At 37.8% G+C, this 16,759-nt stretch carries 17 protein-coding genes and 1 tRNA gene; 11 read left to right on the top strand and 7 right to left on the bottom strand.

Annotated features, from left to right (window positions below):
- The first annotated feature begins 54 nt into the window (after positions 1-54).
- The 3 genes from OVA16_RS06220 to OVA16_RS06210 are packed head-to-tail and all read left to right on the top strand — an operon-like array spanning position 55 to position 2,973.
- Positions 55-1,386: a flippase gene (locus OVA16_RS06220; protein ID WP_267764240.1), complete on the top strand. Its 1,332-nt coding sequence runs from the start codon at positions 55-57 to the stop codon at positions 1,384-1,386.
- Entirely contained in the window at positions 1,383-2,030 is a 648-nt protein-coding gene (locus tag OVA16_RS06215) for a class I SAM-dependent methyltransferase (RefSeq protein WP_267764238.1), read from the top strand. Before OVA16_RS06220 ends, OVA16_RS06215 begins: the two co-directional genes overlap by 4 nt.
- Positions 2,031-2,073: 43 nt before the next feature.
- Positions 2,074-2,973, top strand: a complete 900-nt coding sequence (locus tag OVA16_RS06210; protein WP_267764236.1) for a glycosyltransferase — start codon at positions 2,074-2,076, stop codon at positions 2,971-2,973.
- Here OVA16_RS06210 and OVA16_RS06205 read toward each other — a convergent pair.
- Entirely contained in the window at positions 2,970-3,719 is a 750-nt protein-coding gene (locus OVA16_RS06205; RefSeq protein ID WP_267764234.1) for a class I SAM-dependent methyltransferase, read from the bottom strand. The two genes, OVA16_RS06210 and OVA16_RS06205, sit on opposite strands and share 4 nt — an antisense overlap.
- Positions 3,720-3,823: 104 nt before the next feature.
- Here OVA16_RS06205 and OVA16_RS06200 point away from each other — a divergent pair, with 104 nt between their 5' ends.
- The 4 genes from OVA16_RS06200 to OVA16_RS06185 all read left to right on the top strand — a co-directional run bounded on the left by OVA16_RS06200 (position 3,824) and on the right by OVA16_RS06185 (position 7,042).
- Complete coding sequence (locus OVA16_RS06200; RefSeq protein ID WP_267764232.1) at positions 3,824-5,098, top strand: glycosyltransferase; 1,275 nt, start codon at positions 3,824-3,826, stop codon at positions 5,096-5,098.
- A gap of 59 nt (positions 5,099-5,157) precedes the next feature.
- Positions 5,158-5,454 (top strand): GIY-YIG nuclease family protein, encoded by a 297-nt coding sequence (locus OVA16_RS06195; RefSeq protein ID WP_267764230.1) that lies wholly within the window; start codon positions 5,158-5,160, stop codon positions 5,452-5,454.
- Between the two features lie 89 nt (positions 5,455-5,543).
- The gene (locus tag OVA16_RS06190; RefSeq protein ID WP_267764228.1) at positions 5,544-6,293 is read left to right on the top strand and encodes a glycosyltransferase family 2 protein; all 750 of its coding nucleotides are present in this window, start codon (positions 5,544-5,546) and stop codon (positions 6,291-6,293) included.
- Between the two features lie 188 nt (positions 6,294-6,481).
- Positions 6,482-7,042, top strand: a complete 561-nt coding sequence (locus tag OVA16_RS06185) for a type 1 glutamine amidotransferase domain-containing protein (RefSeq protein WP_267764226.1) — start codon at positions 6,482-6,484, stop codon at positions 7,040-7,042.
- Between the two features lie 176 nt (positions 7,043-7,218).
- Here the strand turns inward: OVA16_RS06185 and OVA16_RS06180 are convergent, their stop codons facing one another.
- Together OVA16_RS06180 and OVA16_RS06175 are read right to left on the bottom strand one after the other, a co-directional pair.
- On the bottom strand, positions 7,219-8,262 hold the full coding sequence (locus OVA16_RS06180) for a hypothetical protein (protein WP_267764224.1): 1,044 nt from the start codon (positions 8,260-8,262) through the stop codon (positions 7,219-7,221).
- A gap of 114 nt (positions 8,263-8,376) precedes the next feature.
- Entirely contained in the window at positions 8,377-10,083 is a 1,707-nt protein-coding gene (locus OVA16_RS06175) for a glycoside hydrolase family 3 protein (RefSeq protein WP_267764222.1), read from the bottom strand.
- Between the two features lie 371 nt (positions 10,084-10,454).
- On the opposite strand from OVA16_RS06175, the gene OVA16_RS06170 reads away from it, so the two are divergent.
- The 4 genes from OVA16_RS06170 to OVA16_RS06155 all read left to right on the top strand — a co-directional run bounded on the left by OVA16_RS06170 (position 10,455) and on the right by OVA16_RS06155 (position 13,194).
- Positions 10,455-11,078 carry a porin family protein gene (locus tag OVA16_RS06170; RefSeq protein ID WP_267764220.1) on the top strand — a complete coding sequence of 208 codons (624 nt, stop codon included), beginning with the start codon at positions 10,455-10,457 and terminating at the stop codon, positions 11,076-11,078.
- A gap of 138 nt (positions 11,079-11,216) precedes the next feature.
- Entirely contained in the window at positions 11,217-11,390 is a 174-nt protein-coding gene (locus OVA16_RS06165; RefSeq protein WP_267764219.1) for a hypothetical protein, read from the top strand.
- A gap of 174 nt (positions 11,391-11,564) precedes the next feature.
- On the top strand, positions 11,565-12,728 hold the full coding sequence (locus OVA16_RS06160; protein ID WP_267764218.1) for a PQQ-dependent sugar dehydrogenase: 1,164 nt from the start codon (positions 11,565-11,567) through the stop codon (positions 12,726-12,728).
- A 61-nt stretch (positions 12,729-12,789) separates the two neighbouring features.
- A complete protein-coding gene (locus OVA16_RS06155) occupies positions 12,790-13,194 on the top strand; it encodes a c-type cytochrome (protein WP_267764217.1) in 405 nt (134 codons plus the stop codon).
- Positions 13,195-13,313: 119 nt separating this feature from the next.
- Here the strand turns inward: OVA16_RS06155 and OVA16_RS06150 are convergent, their stop codons facing one another.
- From OVA16_RS06150 to OVA16_RS06135, 4 genes are all read right to left on the bottom strand, one after another.
- Entirely contained in the window at positions 13,314-15,620 is a 2,307-nt protein-coding gene (locus OVA16_RS06150; RefSeq protein WP_267764215.1) for a S9 family peptidase, read from the bottom strand.
- A 202-nt stretch (positions 15,621-15,822) separates the two neighbouring features.
- Positions 15,823-16,167 (bottom strand): DUF86 domain-containing protein, encoded by a 345-nt coding sequence (locus OVA16_RS06145; RefSeq protein WP_267764214.1) that lies wholly within the window; start codon positions 16,165-16,167, stop codon positions 15,823-15,825.
- Positions 16,148-16,459, bottom strand: coding sequence for a nucleotidyltransferase family protein (locus tag OVA16_RS06140; protein WP_267764213.1), 312 nt, complete (start codon positions 16,457-16,459; stop codon positions 16,148-16,150). Before OVA16_RS06140 ends, OVA16_RS06145 begins: the two co-directional genes overlap by 20 nt.
- A gap of 206 nt (positions 16,460-16,665) precedes the next feature.
- A tRNA-Ser gene (locus tag OVA16_RS06135) sits at positions 16,666-16,752 on the bottom strand.
- Positions 16,753-16,759 lie beyond the last annotated feature (7 nt).

Below are 16,759 nucleotides of genomic sequence, written 5' to 3'. Positions count from 1 at the left end.
CGCTAAACCTGTTGGGGCCCCGTTAACCTAATCACATCTCCACTACCCGCATAAATGAAACTGCCCCACATTAAAGGTTTTGACCAAGATGCCCTGCAAAAGTATTTGAAAAATACAGGCTGGCTAATACTTGCTCGTGTGGGTAGTTTGCTCATTAAAGTGGTAGTAGGTTTTGCTATTGCCAATTATCTCGGCAAAGACCAAAACGGCTTATTAAACTATCCGCAAGCTTTTGTAGCTTTTTTTATTGCCGCTGCGGCATTAGGTTTAGATGGTTTTACCACTAGAGAGCTGCTCAAACATCCCGAAAAACGGGATGAACTTTTAGGCACTTCTTTACGGTTGAAACTGATTGGAGGTTTAGGAGCAATGCCACTCATTTACCTCGGCTATTTAATTAATCAGAGTTTCTTTACGCCTACACAAACTCCATTAAGCTATATTTTAATTATCGGCTTAAGCGGTATAACCCAGGCTTTCTATATTACCGATAGCTATTTTCAATCTACGGTACAGGCTAAGTATGTTACGTTTGTTCAAGTATTTGGCAATCTCGTTTCGGCTTTGGTTAAATTACTCCTGATTTTAAATCATGCCGAACTGATTTGGTTTGTCTGGGCCATATTTTTTGATACGGTTATTTTAGCTTTTGGTTATCTTCATTTTTATCAAAAAAAAGCAGATCGCTTGTTCAAATGGAGATATGATAAGACTGTTGCAAAACATTTACTCTCTAATTCTTGGCCTCTAGCTTTTTCTGCCATACTCGTTTCGTTATATATGAAAATAGACCAACTCATGGTAGACAACTACTTAGGGTCTGGCGAATTAGGCATTTATTCTACCGTTGTGCAATTGAGCGAAAGTTGGTATTTTATTCCTGTGGCTATTGTTACTTCGGTATTTCCAGCCATTATGAATGCCAAACGAGATGACCCACAGCGTTACCAAAAAAGACTACAAAACATGTACGATTTAATGGTTTGGATGAGTTTGAGTATCGCCATAGTTACTACTTTTATATCGCCTTTGGCCTACAGAATAATCTACAAAGAAGAGTTCTGGAGTGGTGCACACGTACTCTCGGTACACGTTTGGGCTGGTATTTTTGTGTTTCTGGGCTCTGCCAGTGGCCAATACCTTATAGCCGAAGGTTATACAAAAATCTCATTAATTAGAACTGCGGTGGGTGCCATTGTAAATATCTCACTAAACATTTACCTCATCCCCAAATATGGCATTATGGGAGCAGCCATTGCTACGCTAGCCGCCTATTTTGTGGCTACTTTCTTGATCCTTATTATCCCAAAAACGCATAAACAAGGATTGATGATGTTAAAATCATTATTTTTGGTCACACTTTTTCAAAAATTCATTAAACGTTGAGCAAACTTAAAGCACTAGCAACCTTACTGGCAAAACCTAAACGTTTGGCTGCGCTATTATCTTATGGTCATAAAGGCTATTTATCTACCATTGGCTGGTTTACCGCATTTGATAACCATCAGGCTGTAGATGCAAACAACCAACCTATTCCTTGGGTAACTTATTCTTTCATCGATTTTATTAAAGATAGGCTACATAAAGACTTAAGTGTTTTTGAGTATGGATCTGGAAACTCTACCCTTTTTTATGCTAAAAACGTGAGAAGAGTAGTTTCTGTAGAACACGATGAAGCTTGGTACAAAAAAATAGTGAACCAAAAAGCACCAAACGCAGAAATGATTTTTACCAAACTAGAAACCAACGGCGAGTACAGCCAAAAGGCGAAGTTGTTAAATGAAAAGTTTGATGTGATTATTGTGGATGGAAGAGACCGCGTAAATTGCTGCAAACATAGTGTTAATGCCCTTTCTGAAAAAGGAGTTTTAGTATTAGACGACTCGGAGCGTGCAAGCTATGAAGAAGCTAGAGTTTTCCTAAAAAACCTAGGCTTTAAAGAGCTTTCGTTTTCGGGGATTTCGCCAGGTTTATTCTACAACAAAGCAACGTCAGTTTTTTACAAGAGCGAAAACTGTTTAGCTATCTAAAAGTTTATCTGTAGGCAAAACTTTAAACCGAACATTACCATTCATGCAAAACCTAGCTCCAATAGCTTTATTTGTTTATAACCGCCCGCAGCACACCGAGCGTACTATTAAATTTTTACAGCAGAATTTGCTTGCCGCAGATAGTAGGCTTTATATATTTTCTGATGGCCCAAAAACGCAGGCAGACGAAGAAAAAGTAAACGAAGTAAGGAGTTTTATCAAAACAGTTGAAGGTTTTAAATCGGTAAAAGTGATAGCAAGCAAAACCAACAAAGGTTTGGCAAATTCGGTTATTGAAGGCGTTACGCAACTGAACCAAAACTATGGGCAGGTTATTGTATTTGAGGATGATTTGGTTTCTTCGCCACACACTTTAACCTATTTTAACGAAGCATTAAACCGCTATCGCGATGAAGAAAAAGTGATGCACATTGGTGCTTATATGTACCATTTAAAAGAAGAAAATTTACCAGAAAGTTTCTTTTACAGAGCCGCCACCAGTTGGGGATGGGCCACTTGGCAAAGGGCTTGGCAACATTTCGAACCCAATATCGATACTTTATTGGCACAATTCGATCGCAAAAAAATAAATGCATTTTCGATAGAAGGCACTATGAATTTTTGGAAGCAGATGCGAGATTTCAAAAATGGCAGGAACAACTCTTGGGCTATTCGTTGGTATGCTTCTATCTTCCTTAAAGGTGGACTAACATTAAATCCTTCGCAGTCTTTGGTCAACAATATTGGGCACGATGGTACGGGTGTGCATTCTGGCATCAACGATATTTACAATGTCATCATCAACCCGAAGCCGATTACAAAATTTCCTAACGAAATAGTAGAAGACAAAAATGCTTATACTGCAATAAAAAGCTTTTTAGCGAACAGAAAAGGTAATTTGTGGGCTAGACTTAAGCGTTATTTAAACCAACGCTTTAATTAAAGCTTCTTAGCCTCAATAACAATGTAAGGCGATAGCTGCTTGCAATCAAACGGGAAGATTTTAGTAAAAACCTTTCCTACCAACCAAGTTGCTTTCTTAAATAACCTTACTGCTACAGACTTCTCTTTTTCGTTTTCTAACCAAATGCTAAACTTACCAAAATAACCAGCTTGTTTAACCTCTAAGCCTGCTTTTTCTACAATGCTCTTCAGCAAAGCTGGATCCATACAATCGATATTGTGCTTATCATAGTTCTCTTTATCAAAACTCTTTTGGAACCAACCATTCAACGCCTTAAAATTGGGTAGCGTGATGAATAAAGTCCCGTCAGGTTTTAGAAATTGGATGTGCCTGTTAATGATATCTGCAGTATCATTAAAATGCTCGATTAAACCGCAGCTTAATACCAAATCATACTGTTTTTCTGGCGTGTAATTAAATAAATCTGTTTCTATGATGTGGATATCATCTTTAGCTAAGCCATTAGTTTGTAGTAACTGATGTGTAATTGGCTCATGTACGAAATAATCTAACAACGTCACATCCAGCTTCAAATACTTTTTTAAAAAAACAGCATAATAGCCCGGAAATCCGCCTAATTCTATTGCCGTTTGCACGCTGTTTTTGGCAATAATATCTGCCAGTTGGCGATGAAATAAATAATTCTCTGGAATTACCACCGAAAGATCGGTTTTACTTTCCCAGTATTTTACCCAGAAATCTCTATCGGTTAGTAAGTTCGCCATTGACTTGGTTTCCATTTGTATTTAAGCGGCTAAATTGCTAATATGCCAACAATAAAACAATTTAACGCTACAACATTTTTATAATAAATGTATTTTTGATTGATTTGAAAGTAGTACACCTAAATACTTATGATGGTAACGGCGGCGCTGGAAGAGCTTGCTTACGTTTAAGCGATGCGCTGAATAGCATTGGCATCGACTCTAAAGTGCTGGTTTATTACCAATTTGGTAAAAATTCGAGCATCCACAACCTAAGCAAAAGCCCAATTGCCAAAGCCAAAGCTGTGTTTAATATCCTATCAGAACGATATTTGGCCAAAGCTTTTTCAAAATCAGACGTTAAAACTCCATTTTCTTTACAATGGTTCGGCAAAAGTTTGCTCAAAAACAAATTGGTTCAAGAAGCAGATTTAATCCACATCCATTGGGTTAACCACGGTTTTTTAAGCCCGAAGTTTTTAGCAGAACTTGATGAACTAGAAAAACCCATTGTATGGACTTTCCACGACAGCAATGCCTTTACCGGCGGTTGCCATGTGCGTTACAGCTGCGAGAACTTTCACAGGCAGTGCGGTAATTGTCCGTTGTTAAAAATGAGCGGCCCAAAAGATATTTCGCACCAAACCTGGAAACGCAAACAAAAAGCATATTCAGAAGTTAATTTTCATGTGGTGGCACCAAGCAATTGGATGGCACAATCGGTAAAAGAAAGTAGTTTATTAGGTTTAAGACATACCTCTGTCATCCCAAACACCATAGAGGTAGATGTTTTTAAGCCCTACGTAAAAGCCGAGGCAAAGAAAATATTGAAGATAGCTCCAGAAAAGTTTGTGCTAATGAGCGGTTTTATGCCATCTAAAAACGACAAACACAAAGGAACACAGTATTTAATTGATGCTTTATTTGAACTATCTCGCCGACCAGAAATTCCGAACGAACAAATAGAATTGGTAATTTTTGGAAATAAGGATGAAGCTAACGTCCCAAAATTTCCTTTTAAAACCACCTTTTTGGGCACCATTAACAAAGACGAACATTTGGCCAAATGCTACGCTGCCGCCGATGCTTTCATCACGCCGTCTTTGGAGGATAACTTACCGAATACCGTAATGGAAAGTTTGGCCTGTGCTACGCCTGTAATTGCATTTACTACGGGCGGCATTCCGGATATGGTAAAGCATTTGCAAAATGGCTATTTAGCTCGCTACCAAGATGCTTCAGATTTAGCTGATGGTATAGAATGGTTGTTTTTGCACGAACAGCGAGAAGAAATACAAAAAGAAGCCAGAAGAACGGTTTTAAGTACCTTCGCCCCATCGGTAATTGCCGAGCAACATGCCGCTTTGTATTTAAAGTTGTTAGATGATATGCCGAAATAACGACTTTCGTCACTGCGAGGCACGAAGCAGTCTCCAACCTAAAAGCACAAAAACGAAAAATGCAAAGAGGCGGATTAGTCTACATTCTAACCAATAAATCTAATAAGGTGCTATATGTTGGTGTAACGTCTGATATTGCACATAGAATTTGGCAACATAAAAACCATATTTATCCAAATAGTTTTACGGCAAAATATAACTGCGAAAAATTAGTTTATTATTGTTTTTATCCAACAATAGAAGAAGCAATTTTTGAAGAAAAAAGAATTAAAGGAGGAAGCAGATTAGCTAAAATAACTTTGATAAAAGGCATTAATCCGCATTGGAAAGATTTGTATGATGAAATCAATTTCTAACTCGGAGATTGCTTCGTGCCTCGCAATGACGACATAATTTTCGCCACTACTAAGCAAAAAATTTCCCTACTAATCCTTAAACTTGCAATATGCTTCCCAAACTATCTGTAATTACCATCGTTTACAACAACGCCGCAGCTATTGAACGCACCATGCTTTCGGTATTGAACCAAAGCTATAAAAACATCGAATATGTGGTAATAGACGGCGCTTCTACAGATGGCACTTTACAAATCATCAAGAAATACGAAAACCGTTTAGCAAAGCTGATTTCTGAAAAAGACAAAGGCATTTACGATGCCATGAACAAAGGTTTGACACAAGCCACTGGCGATTACGTCTTGTTTATGAACTCTGGAGATGAAATTTATGACTTGGATACCGTTGAAAAAGTTTTTGCCACAGCACCAAATGCAGATATTTACTACGGCGAAACCGAAATGTACGATGAAAACTGGAATAGTTTAGGGCAACGCAGACACCAAGCACCAGAAACCTTTACTTGGCGCAGCTTTAAATATGGCATGAGCATCAGCCATCAGGCAATTTACATGAAACGCAGCTTAACAGAGCCTTATGATTTACGTTACAAATACAGCGCAGATATAGATTGGATCATCAAGATTGCCAAAAAAGCATCTAACATTGTAAATACCCACTTGTATGTTGCCAAATATTTGGTTGGTGGCATGAGCAAGCAAAAACATCGCGAAAGCCTAAAAGAACGTTTTAAAATTTTTAGCCATTACTATGGTTTTGTGGCTAACGTGATTAATCACGTGGTAATTGCTTTTAACTTAGGTTTCTATTTTTTAAAGCATAGAAGAACGAATGATTAAAGTCTACCTGTCATTGAGAGGCACAGTATGTACCGATTTATCGGCAAAGCAATCCTAAAACCAAGATCAATAAATTCGCTTTAAGATTATTTCCTCCTCGCAATCACGAGAGCAATTCCAACTTCCCAAAACAAATTCTTGCAAATGCTTGTATTAAATAAGATTGTTTTATTAAATACATAAAGAAAATGGGAAAGTTAAGCAATAAAAACATCGCCATTCTATCAGAAAATGGCTTCGAAGAATCAGAATTATTTGAACCACTTAATAGGTTAAAAGAAGAAGGTGCCAACGTGCAAATCATCTCTTCAAAAAAAGGAAGCATCAAGGGAATGAAAGATCACGAGTGGAGCAAGGAAATATCCGTAGATAACACGTTAGATCAAGTAAGCGCCGATGATTTTCATGGTCTTTTACTTCCTGGAGGAGTAATCAATCCAGATGCTTTAAGAGGAAATGAAAATGCAGTGGCATTTGTTAAAGATTTCTTCCAACAAGGCAAGCCTGTAGCGGCCATTTGCCATGGACCGCAAACACTAATTGATGCCGAAGTGGTATCAGGAAGGACTTTGACATCTTACAGCTCAATTAAGAAAGATTTAATTAACGCGGGTGCCAATTGGGTAGACCAAGAAGTGGTAGTAGACCAAGGTTTAGTAACTAGCCGCAATCCGCAAGATATACCAGCATTTAACGATAAAATGGTAGAAGAGTTTGCCGAAGGTGTGCACGAAGAACAGCACGCTTAATGCTGTCACTAATAAAGGTGTATAAAACTGATGCTGAAATAAATTTACTGCGTAGCTTTCCGCTTCGCTACAGGTCAGCATGACGGAAAATAAGCGGTTCGTCATGCTGAATTCATTTCAGCATCGGCTTAAAAGTCAACAGCTAATAGTCAAACCCAATTCATAAGGTTTCTTAATCACAACTTTACCTGCCTAATGATATTTTTCAAGTTCAGCTCGATGATATCAGTCATATTCTTACATTCTTTATAAGCTGGTTCTTGGTAATACTCTGCCATGCTTCGCTTTAATTTCATGATATTTTCGGGTGTAGTTAACTGCTCTTTACAAGACACATCACGCAAATCTGCCAGTCGGTGGCGTTCGCTACGCACCCGATGAACCAAAGAAGAAAGTTCTTCTTGCTTATACTGCTGTACCGTTTTTTCGGTAAGATGCTCCATACATAACTTTACCAGCGGAAAGTTCTCCTTAAAAAACTGGGGCATGTACACTTTAATATTTCCTTCGTAAAACTGCTGATCAAAATCTATAGCTCGTATACGGAACTGGATATCATCAAAATCGGGCGTAATTTGCACTACAAAATTATACGAACGCATATCGCCAAGCAAAGTAACCAAACAACGTTCGTTAAACTTCACAAATTCTTTGGCAATACGGGTGGGGTTAAAATCGTCTTGGTAAATTTTTCCTTTGTTAAATACATCGCCTGGTATGCCTACAATATGTTCTTCAATCATGGTATCTCCATCAACCAAATAATTCACTTGGTTGGGCGATAAAATTTCTTCCAATTCTAGGCCATAAATTCTGGATGAGTCTGCCTTTTTCACATAGAAATAATCGTAAACATCGTTTAAACGGTTCACAATTCTTATCCTAAAAGGGTGCGTGTTACCAAAAGTGCAATAGTCTATCCTATCAATATACTTATGCTCTACAATACGCAAATTACCCGATGCTTTTAGCTTCGCATAAATCACTTTTAAGCCATTGTGCAGTTCTTCAATTTGGCTTTGCGCATAAATTGGGCTTTCCCAAAGCGTGTCTTTGCCATCCTTATCCATAATAGGAAAACTTTCGGTAAAGGCTTTCAAGTCTTCATACTTGATAGGAAGGCGGGCATCACGTTGGTACGTACGCAAATACTTATGCAAGTTTTCGCTAACTGGAAAAATGGGTTTCTTACGAGAAATTTTTACGTCTTTACGTTCCATGGGCAAACTTTGTATAATGACAATTTAATACAATTGAACGGAAAACTTGTAAACTTTAACAAAAACAAAGCCCCGAAAAATTTTCGAGGCTTTGCATATAGAAATATTCAGCTGTTACAAGCCATCGCCGTACTTAAAGAAACCATTTACCGTAACCGGGAGTTTTCCAGTTGGCATTAATTTTTTAGTAAATACCGCCGCCGCAGCTTTTTGCATAAAATCTTCTTTTTGGTAGGCTACTACAATAGATCTAGCCATTTCTATTCCTGGCAGGTTGGCCAAGTTGTAAGGATTGGCAAAGAAAGCCACCATTGCATTTCTGGCTGATAAAGTTGTGATTAAATCTTTCACATCTTTACCCAAAGGGATGTTATTTCCCGGACGCGTTCTCGTATCCACAATGGCCATCACAATTTGATCATCATCTTGAATTTGTTTCATTATACCTGCAATAGTAGCTGCGTTGGCATTTCTATCTACATTAAATGCAATCGAATTTTTGTAAGTCCCAACTATTTCGTTTTGAAAAGTAGTTGCCTGTGTAGTACCAACATTAATAATTACTGTTCTTTTCTTTGGTGTCAAGCTCGAAATGCCATCACGACTTTTGAGCAAAGTTACACTGGCATCGGCAAGCTGCTGTACCAATGCTTGGCTTTCTGGGCGGTTAATGTCTTCTACCACATTGTTCTCATCAATTTGCGGTTTTACGTTTAAACCTGCCCAATATTTTGCGATAAGCACCTTTTTTACGCTTTCATCAATGCGCTCCATGCTAATGCGCTCATCTTTAATGGCCTGTTTTATTTTCTTTACTGCTTCTTTGGTATTGTGCGCCAACTCTAAAATATCATTACCAGCTATTATACCCATTACTTCCGCTTCGCCATCTTTATAGTATTTGGTTACGCCTTTCATGTCCATTGCATCAGAAATAATCAAACCTTTAAAACCCAGTTCGTTTTTCAACAAATCAGTAACAATAGGTTTCGATAAAGTAGACGGCAAGTTAGGTGTAGCATCTAAAGAGGGGATATTCATGTGCGCAATCATTACTCCTGCTGCCCCCTTTTTAATCAGTTCTTTAAACGGATAAAGTTCTAAGGTATCTAAACGCTCTTTGGTAAATTTAAGCTGTGGCAAATCATAATGCGAATCTACATCGGTATCGCCATGGCCAGGAAAATGTTTAATGCTTACCAGCAAACCACCTTCTTGCATGCCTTTTAAATAAACGGCACTTTTTTCGGCTACGTTATATTTGTTTTCGCCAAAAGAGCGGAAATTAATTACCGGATTTTTTGCATTGTTATTTACATCTACATCTGGCGCCAAATTCATCTGTATGCCTAAGCGTTTAAAGTCTTTAGCTACCTCTAAGCCCATTTTGTACAACAATTCTTTATTTTGTACTGCTCCTAAAGCCATTTGGTAAGGATAAGAAATGGTACTATCTAAGCGCATACCCAAGCCCCATTCGCCATCAATAGAAATGATAAGTGGGATTTTAGATTTGCTTTGGTATTTATTGGTTAAAACGGCTTGCCTAACAGGTCCGCCTTGAAAAAATACTACGCCACCTAATTTTTCTCTCTTTATTACCTTACCTACCGAATCTTGATAGGCTTTACTTAAATTGGTATGTGCCCTCACAAAAAACAGTTGTGCAATTTTATGCTTGGTACTTAGTTTATTAAAAACAGAGTCTACCCAGTGGGGTTGTTGCTTTAGTAAATCTAGATAAGATGCTTGTTGTGCACTAGCCTTTCCTACAGTTAAAAAGGATATTAAGCCAAATGCGTAAAGAATTTTTTTGTTCATTTTTGTGCTAAAAATTTTGATTGTTGATTTTTGCAATTGCTGGTTACTGCGGAAAATCTTTTAAAGATGCGGAATCAATTTGTTGTTGCCAATTATTTAGATTACAATTTTCGAAAGCCGTGTAAAAAATACACATCAGTTAATTTTTGAAGCAACAGTGTATTAAATTTGATACACTAAATTTCAAAAAACCTTAAACGAACAAATGTTATTTTATTTTTCTTAAAACGCTAAAAAACTGCACTTTACACACTCCAAAAAGGCGTAACAGTTAATTTCATCATTCCTGTATTTTTTTAATTGGCACATTTATTTGAGAGAGATTATCCAGATTGAGATAGCTCATTCGATTAACATAAATAATTAAAAAAATGAAAAAAATACTTATCCTAGCATTAGGTTTGTTTGCTACAGGCCTTACCGCAAACGCTCAGTCAACAGATAATTTAATCAAATTTGGTGTTAAAGGTGGTGCCAGTTTTTCTAACATCATTAAAGACGATGGCAACAACGACTTTAAAACAGATTACCTAGTAGGCTTTAACGCTGGTGTAACCTTAGATATTAAGCTATTAGAAAATTTAGCTTTTACTCCAGAGCTTTTGTACTCTACCAAAGGTTATAAAGCAGAAACTTTGGGTGGCTCTTTTAAACAAACCACACACTTTATTGATGTGCCAATTTTAGCAACTATTAAGCTAGCGCCAGGTTTTAATTTAGTAGCTGGCCCGCAAGTATCTTTCTTAATGTCTACTAAAAACAAATTCGAGAATGGTATTATCGCTTCAGAGCAAGAAATTATCGAAGACGAATCTGATCGTTTTAAAAAGAGCATTCTTGCTGGTGTTATTGGTACTAGGATAGATTTAAGTGATAAAGTTGGAATTTTCGGCCGCTATGCACTAGACTTCCAAAAAACAAATGAAAACGGCGAACGTAATACGCCAGAATTTAAAAACCAAGTATTCCAAGTAGGTTTAGGTTTAAAATTCTAACCGCCAGTCGGTTTCAACATAGATCGAAACCCTCGGTAAGTACGTACTTATCGAGGGTTTTTCTTTTTATCAAAAACCAAAATGAGGTTAATTTGGTTATGTTATAAATCCTTTTTTAATCACTTAAATTTTAAAACGATGAAAAATACAGATCTTCCAAAAAATAACGGCTCCATGCATAAAGACACTATTGCCGACAGGGCACATCATGACGTAAGACAAGAAAAAAAGATGAACGGCATTACCAATGCTGGCGGTCAACGATCCGATCAGACATCAAATAAAGACAATGAACGCAAGCGTGGCCAGTAAAAACAAGAAAGCATGAAATTTAATTCATGCTTTTTTTTGTAAAGCTCTTCTTACATCTAACTATAGCCTAATTTAATATCTTTAAGAAAAATTACCATAAGAAATAGCCTACCTAAAATTCAAATGAGAATGATAAGGCTAATGTAACACACTTGAAAAAATATCTTTCAATATATGAAACTTCAATTTAAGCAACCTGTAAAACTACTTTTGATGGTAGCGGTTGTTGCCACATCTGGCCTGTTAATGAGCCACTGCAATATTTCCTCTAGCAATGGGGAGCTTATCGAAAAAAATCTAAAATCAGAAACCGTAGTTACTGGTTTAAATATGCCATGGTCTATGGCTTTTTTGCCAGATGGCCGAGCTTTAGTAACGGAAAGGGCTGGGAAATTACGTATCATCAATGGAGGAGTGTTAGATCCGCAAGAGGTTTCGGGTATTCCAAAAGTATATTACCGGGGCCAAGGCGGTTTGTTAGATGTGGCGCTACATCCAAACTATAAAGAAAATGGATGGATTTACATCAGCTATTCTTCTCCTAAAAAAGAAGGCGAAGCTGGCGATGATAACGGCGCAAACACGGCTTTAATGCGTGCAAAATTGGAGGGACATCAATTAACGAACATTGAGCATTTGTATAAAGCAAGTCCGAATGTAAGAGGCGGCGTTCACTTTGGTGGCAAAATCTTGTTTGATAGTAAAGGTTATGTTTTTCTATCGTTAGGAGAACGCGGACAAAAAGAAAACTCCCAAAATTTGAGCAAAGCGCAAGGCAAAATGGTGCGTTTGCACGAGGATGGGAAAATCCCTACCGACAATCCGTTTGTGAAAACTAAAGATGCTTTACCAGAAATTTGGAGCTACGGACACAGAAACCCGCAAGGTTTGGTAATGCACCCAAGCAATGGCACCATTTGGGCGCATGAGCATGGCCCACAAGGTGGCGATGAGCTAAACATTGTTGAAAAAGGCAAAAACTATGGTTGGCCTTTAATTACTTACGGAATTGATTATGACAACTCTATCATCTCTGATAAAACCGAAGCCCCTGGCATGGAACAACCAGTAATTTATTGGAAACCTTCTATTGCGCCTTGCGGAATGACTTTCATAAACAGCCCTAAGTTTAAAGAATGGAATGGCGACTTGCTGGTAGGCTCGTTGAAGTTCCAAAACTTGGAGCATTTGGTAATAAAGGGCAATAAAGTAGTGAAGAAAGAGATCATCTTCGATAAAATTGGCAGAGTGAGAGATGTAAAACAAGGGCCAGATGGCAATATCTATGTAGTGATAGAAAATGCTGGTTCTATCGTAAAAATTAGCCCTAAAGCATAATCTTATAAGTAAATCGTCATGCTGAATTTATTTCAGCATCAATTTGGTAAGAGTAAATTAAATGAAAATCATTACAATAATAACCTGCGGAGCAATTTACGGTTTAACTTTCTTTTCTAATTCGCAAGAGGAGTTAGCTAAAAGTATGGCCAGAGGCAAAGAACTTTATAAAGAAAGCTGTATTACTTGCCACTTGGCAAATGGGGAAGGTGTAAAGGGCACTTTTCCTCCTTTAGCAAAAGCTGATTTTTTAACCAAGTACCCAGAAAAATCTATTCGTGCCGTTAAGTTTGGGATGAGTGGAGCTATCAAAGTAAATGGTGTTGACTATAACAATGCCATGCCCCCATCTGGCTTTGCCGATGATGAAATTGCAGATGTAATGAACTACATTAGAAATTCGTTTGGCAATAAAAATACACAACTAGTTACCGAAAAAATGGTAGCGGCAGTGAAAGAGAAATGATTTAATTAAAGACTTACGAAGTTTAACTTTTATCTTATATTATTTTCAAGGTAAAGTTGAGGGCTACCGATAATTCGGCACAAGTTGCGCCGTTTTAAAACTTCGTAAGTCTACCATAGTTATTTCTGCACTTGATTTGCCCCTCGCAAATTATATTCTTTCGGCGTTGCTACACCTTGTAAATGTTTCACAAAGTAATCCCAGCGGCGGCGCATCATGTAGGGGTTGTATGCACCAAAACCATGTCCGCTATGCGGAAAAAGCACTAAATCGTAATCTTTGTTAGCTTTGTTTAAAGCATCAATTACCAAGTACACATTATACGGAGGCACATTATTATCCATCATTCCGTGCGCCAGCATTAGTTTTCCTTTTAGGTTTTTAGCATAATTTTGATTGGCCTGCGCCTCATAATCTGAATTTTCTAGCAAACCATTGTAACGCTCGCCCCAATCATCCTCGTAATTTCTATTGTCGTGGTTACCAGCTTGCGATACGCCAACCTTAAAGAAATCTGGATAACGGAACAGCGCAGCAGCCGTAGCAAAACCACCACCCGAGTGCCCCCAAATCCCAACTTTATCTAAATCTATCGGATATTTCTCTGCCAGCTGCTTAATTGCCGTAATTTGATCTGGCAAAGTATTTTCGCCCATGTTGCCATAATTCATATCGTGGTAACTTTTTGATCGCATGGGGTTGCTGGTTCCTTCTATTAAAACCACAATAAAGCCCAGTTCTGCCAATGCTTGGTGGTCGGCCCTAGCTGCCGAGAACGACCAACTGCCCACACTTCCGCCCTGCGGCCCTGGATAAATATAATCTACTACTGGATATTTTTTGCCTGCTTCCATTTTAGTTGGTGTAAAAACCAAGCCATAGATATCCGTTTTACCATCGGCAGCAATTAACTTCACTACATCTGGCGCTTTCCATCCTTTTTCTTGCAACCTAGTAATATCTGTGCGGCCCAATTCTTCAATCTTTTTACCTTTTATATCTCTTAAAACAGTAACGCCGGGAACGTTGGGCTGTGAGTAGGTATCTATGATGTAATTAAAACCAGGAGAGAAAGATACTTGGTGGTTGCCTTGATCTGGAGTTAGTAAAGTGAGGCCTTTACCATCAAAACCAATTTTATACAAATAAGAAAAATATGGATTACCTTGCTCCCTACCGTAGCCAGTAAAATAAAGCAGCCTATTTTTTTCATCTACTTTTAGCAATCGGCCTACCAACCAATTTCCTTTGGTAATTTGATTTTTTACTTTTCCGGTTTTGGCATCGTATAAATACAGATGGCCCCAATTGTCACGCTCGGAGTACCATAAAATTTCGTTAGTTTTAGGCAAGTAACACCAATTAATTGCGTTTACTCCCGATTCGAAATGCGTTTTCACGGTTTCCGTAAAAACCTCTCTAACGGCGCCTGTAGTAGCATTGGCAATTTGTAATTTAGCAATTTTATGATCGCGGGAGGTCGATAAAAATGCAAACTCGCTGCCATCAGCATTCCAATCTACATCTGCCAACTGGGGGCCTTCGGTAATGTCGTCGCTTAACGAACTCCTATGCTCATCCAAAGGTATTTGCAGGCTTACTACTTTCGCATTTTCTACATCAATAACCACCCTGCGCAGTTTGGCAATCTCTTTATCGCCAGGCAACGGATATTTCCAAGCTTTTAACGTTGGCGAACCTACGTTGGTAGTAACCAAATACATATCCTTTAAATGACGTTGATCTTGTTGGTAGGTAACGAGCTTTTTAGAATCTAGCGACCACTTTACAATAGCCCTATCGCTCGTTTTCCAGCCTGCATTATCGGTTGCGTAACCATAATCTTTTACCCCATCAAAAGTGAGTTGGGTTTCTTTTTTAGAGGCGATGTCTTTTACCCATAAGTTCCAATCTTTAATAAAAACGGCTTTTTTGCCATCGGGCGATATGGTCTCTGGCGTAGCAACCATTCTTCCACGCATTTGTGCAGCGCTATTTGCTTTGTTCTCGGTTAAAGCATTGTTATTGATATTGTAAACCCACGATTGTTCTTCTGCGACAAATTTGATTGTGGCTGCATCTGTATCATAAGCTAGGCTTTGAAATGGCAATTTGCTTGCTTGGTAGGTTTTTCCTGTTGCTTTACTTAATGCCACAGCCAATTGCTGATGATCAAAAAGCGGCTTCTTCGTTTTTTTAACCGGATCTACCCACAAAAACTGACTTCCATTATTAGTTTTGCTCAAATACCAAAACTGTTCTCCAACCCAAACTGGCCTACTGGCTCCTTCGGTTACTAAAGGTTCAATGTTATAGCCTAAAAATTGTTCGGCTCTGGCATAATCTTGTTCGGTTAGCGGTTTATTTTGCGCTTTCAAAGTAAAAACAGTTAAAATAGTAGCAATGGTTAATATAGGTTTTTTCATTTTCGAAATAGAAATAATGAACTAAAATAAGATGCTTTTGCAATTTACAAATAATATGACCGTTAATTATTGAAATATTACAGGTTACGGCGATATTGAAAATACATACCGCAAAATCTATAGCACTTTTTTAAACAACTAGAAAAGTTATAAAAATAAGAAGCGCATGGCGGGATTAAATAAAGATGAAAAAACATCAAGCTTATTCTTGCTCTTTAGCTATCAGAAGCGCTATAGATTCCTTCAACACTGGTATATCCGACTTTAACACGTCCCATACAATATCATAATCAATACCAAAGTAATGATGTATAATCCTGTTTCTAAGATCACTCATTTCTCTCCAAGGGATAAATGAATATTTTGATTTTAAATCTGGATGTAGTTTTGAACTTGCCTCTCCAATAATTTCCAAACTTCTGCAAATAGCTTTTGATAATCTTTCATTTTCTATAAAATCATCATAACTATTTCCCTCATATTCTCGGAAGAGATAATTGCATTCATCTAAAATATGAAGGAGGAAATCAATTTGCGATAGATGCATATTCTACCGTTTTTAAAATATGAGGGCCTATATATGGACTTAAAGATTGTGTTGTGATTAATTCTACTTTGCGGTTAAAAATTTCTTCCAAATAGTAATTTAGGGCTAAGAAGTTTCTAAAAGTCTTAAACTCTTTTTTTATTTCAACCAACAAATCAATATCGCTTTCTTGAGTAGCTTCATCCCTAACAAATGAGCCAAAAAGACCAATTTGCTCTACGCCGAATGCAGCAAGCGCACTACTTCTAGCCGTTAGCTCTTGTAAAATTTGTTCTTTTTTAAGTAACTCCATATACAAATTTAATAAAAAACATACGTTCTAAAAATGAGTATTTCTCTATAATATGGAAACGAATTGTAATTTGGGGCTATTAGAAGCAGTACTTAATACCATCGTTACTTAGCCAGACCAACAGAATAATTCATATTTGTAGGTTATCCCGGAAGAATGATATGTTTTTAATGAAAAAACATATCATTCTTCCGAAACTGGTTCTGCGGAGAGGGAGGGATTCGAACCCTCGATACCCTTGCGAGTATACAAACTTTCCAGGCTTGCTCATTCGACCACTCTGACACCTCTCCGTTGGGA

Source organism: Pedobacter sp. SL55 (assembly GCF_026625705.1).
In the GTDB taxonomy this organism is placed as follows: domain Bacteria; phylum Bacteroidota; class Bacteroidia; order Sphingobacteriales; family Sphingobacteriaceae; genus Pedobacter.
This window is presented reverse-complemented; position numbering and strand designations above follow the sequence as displayed.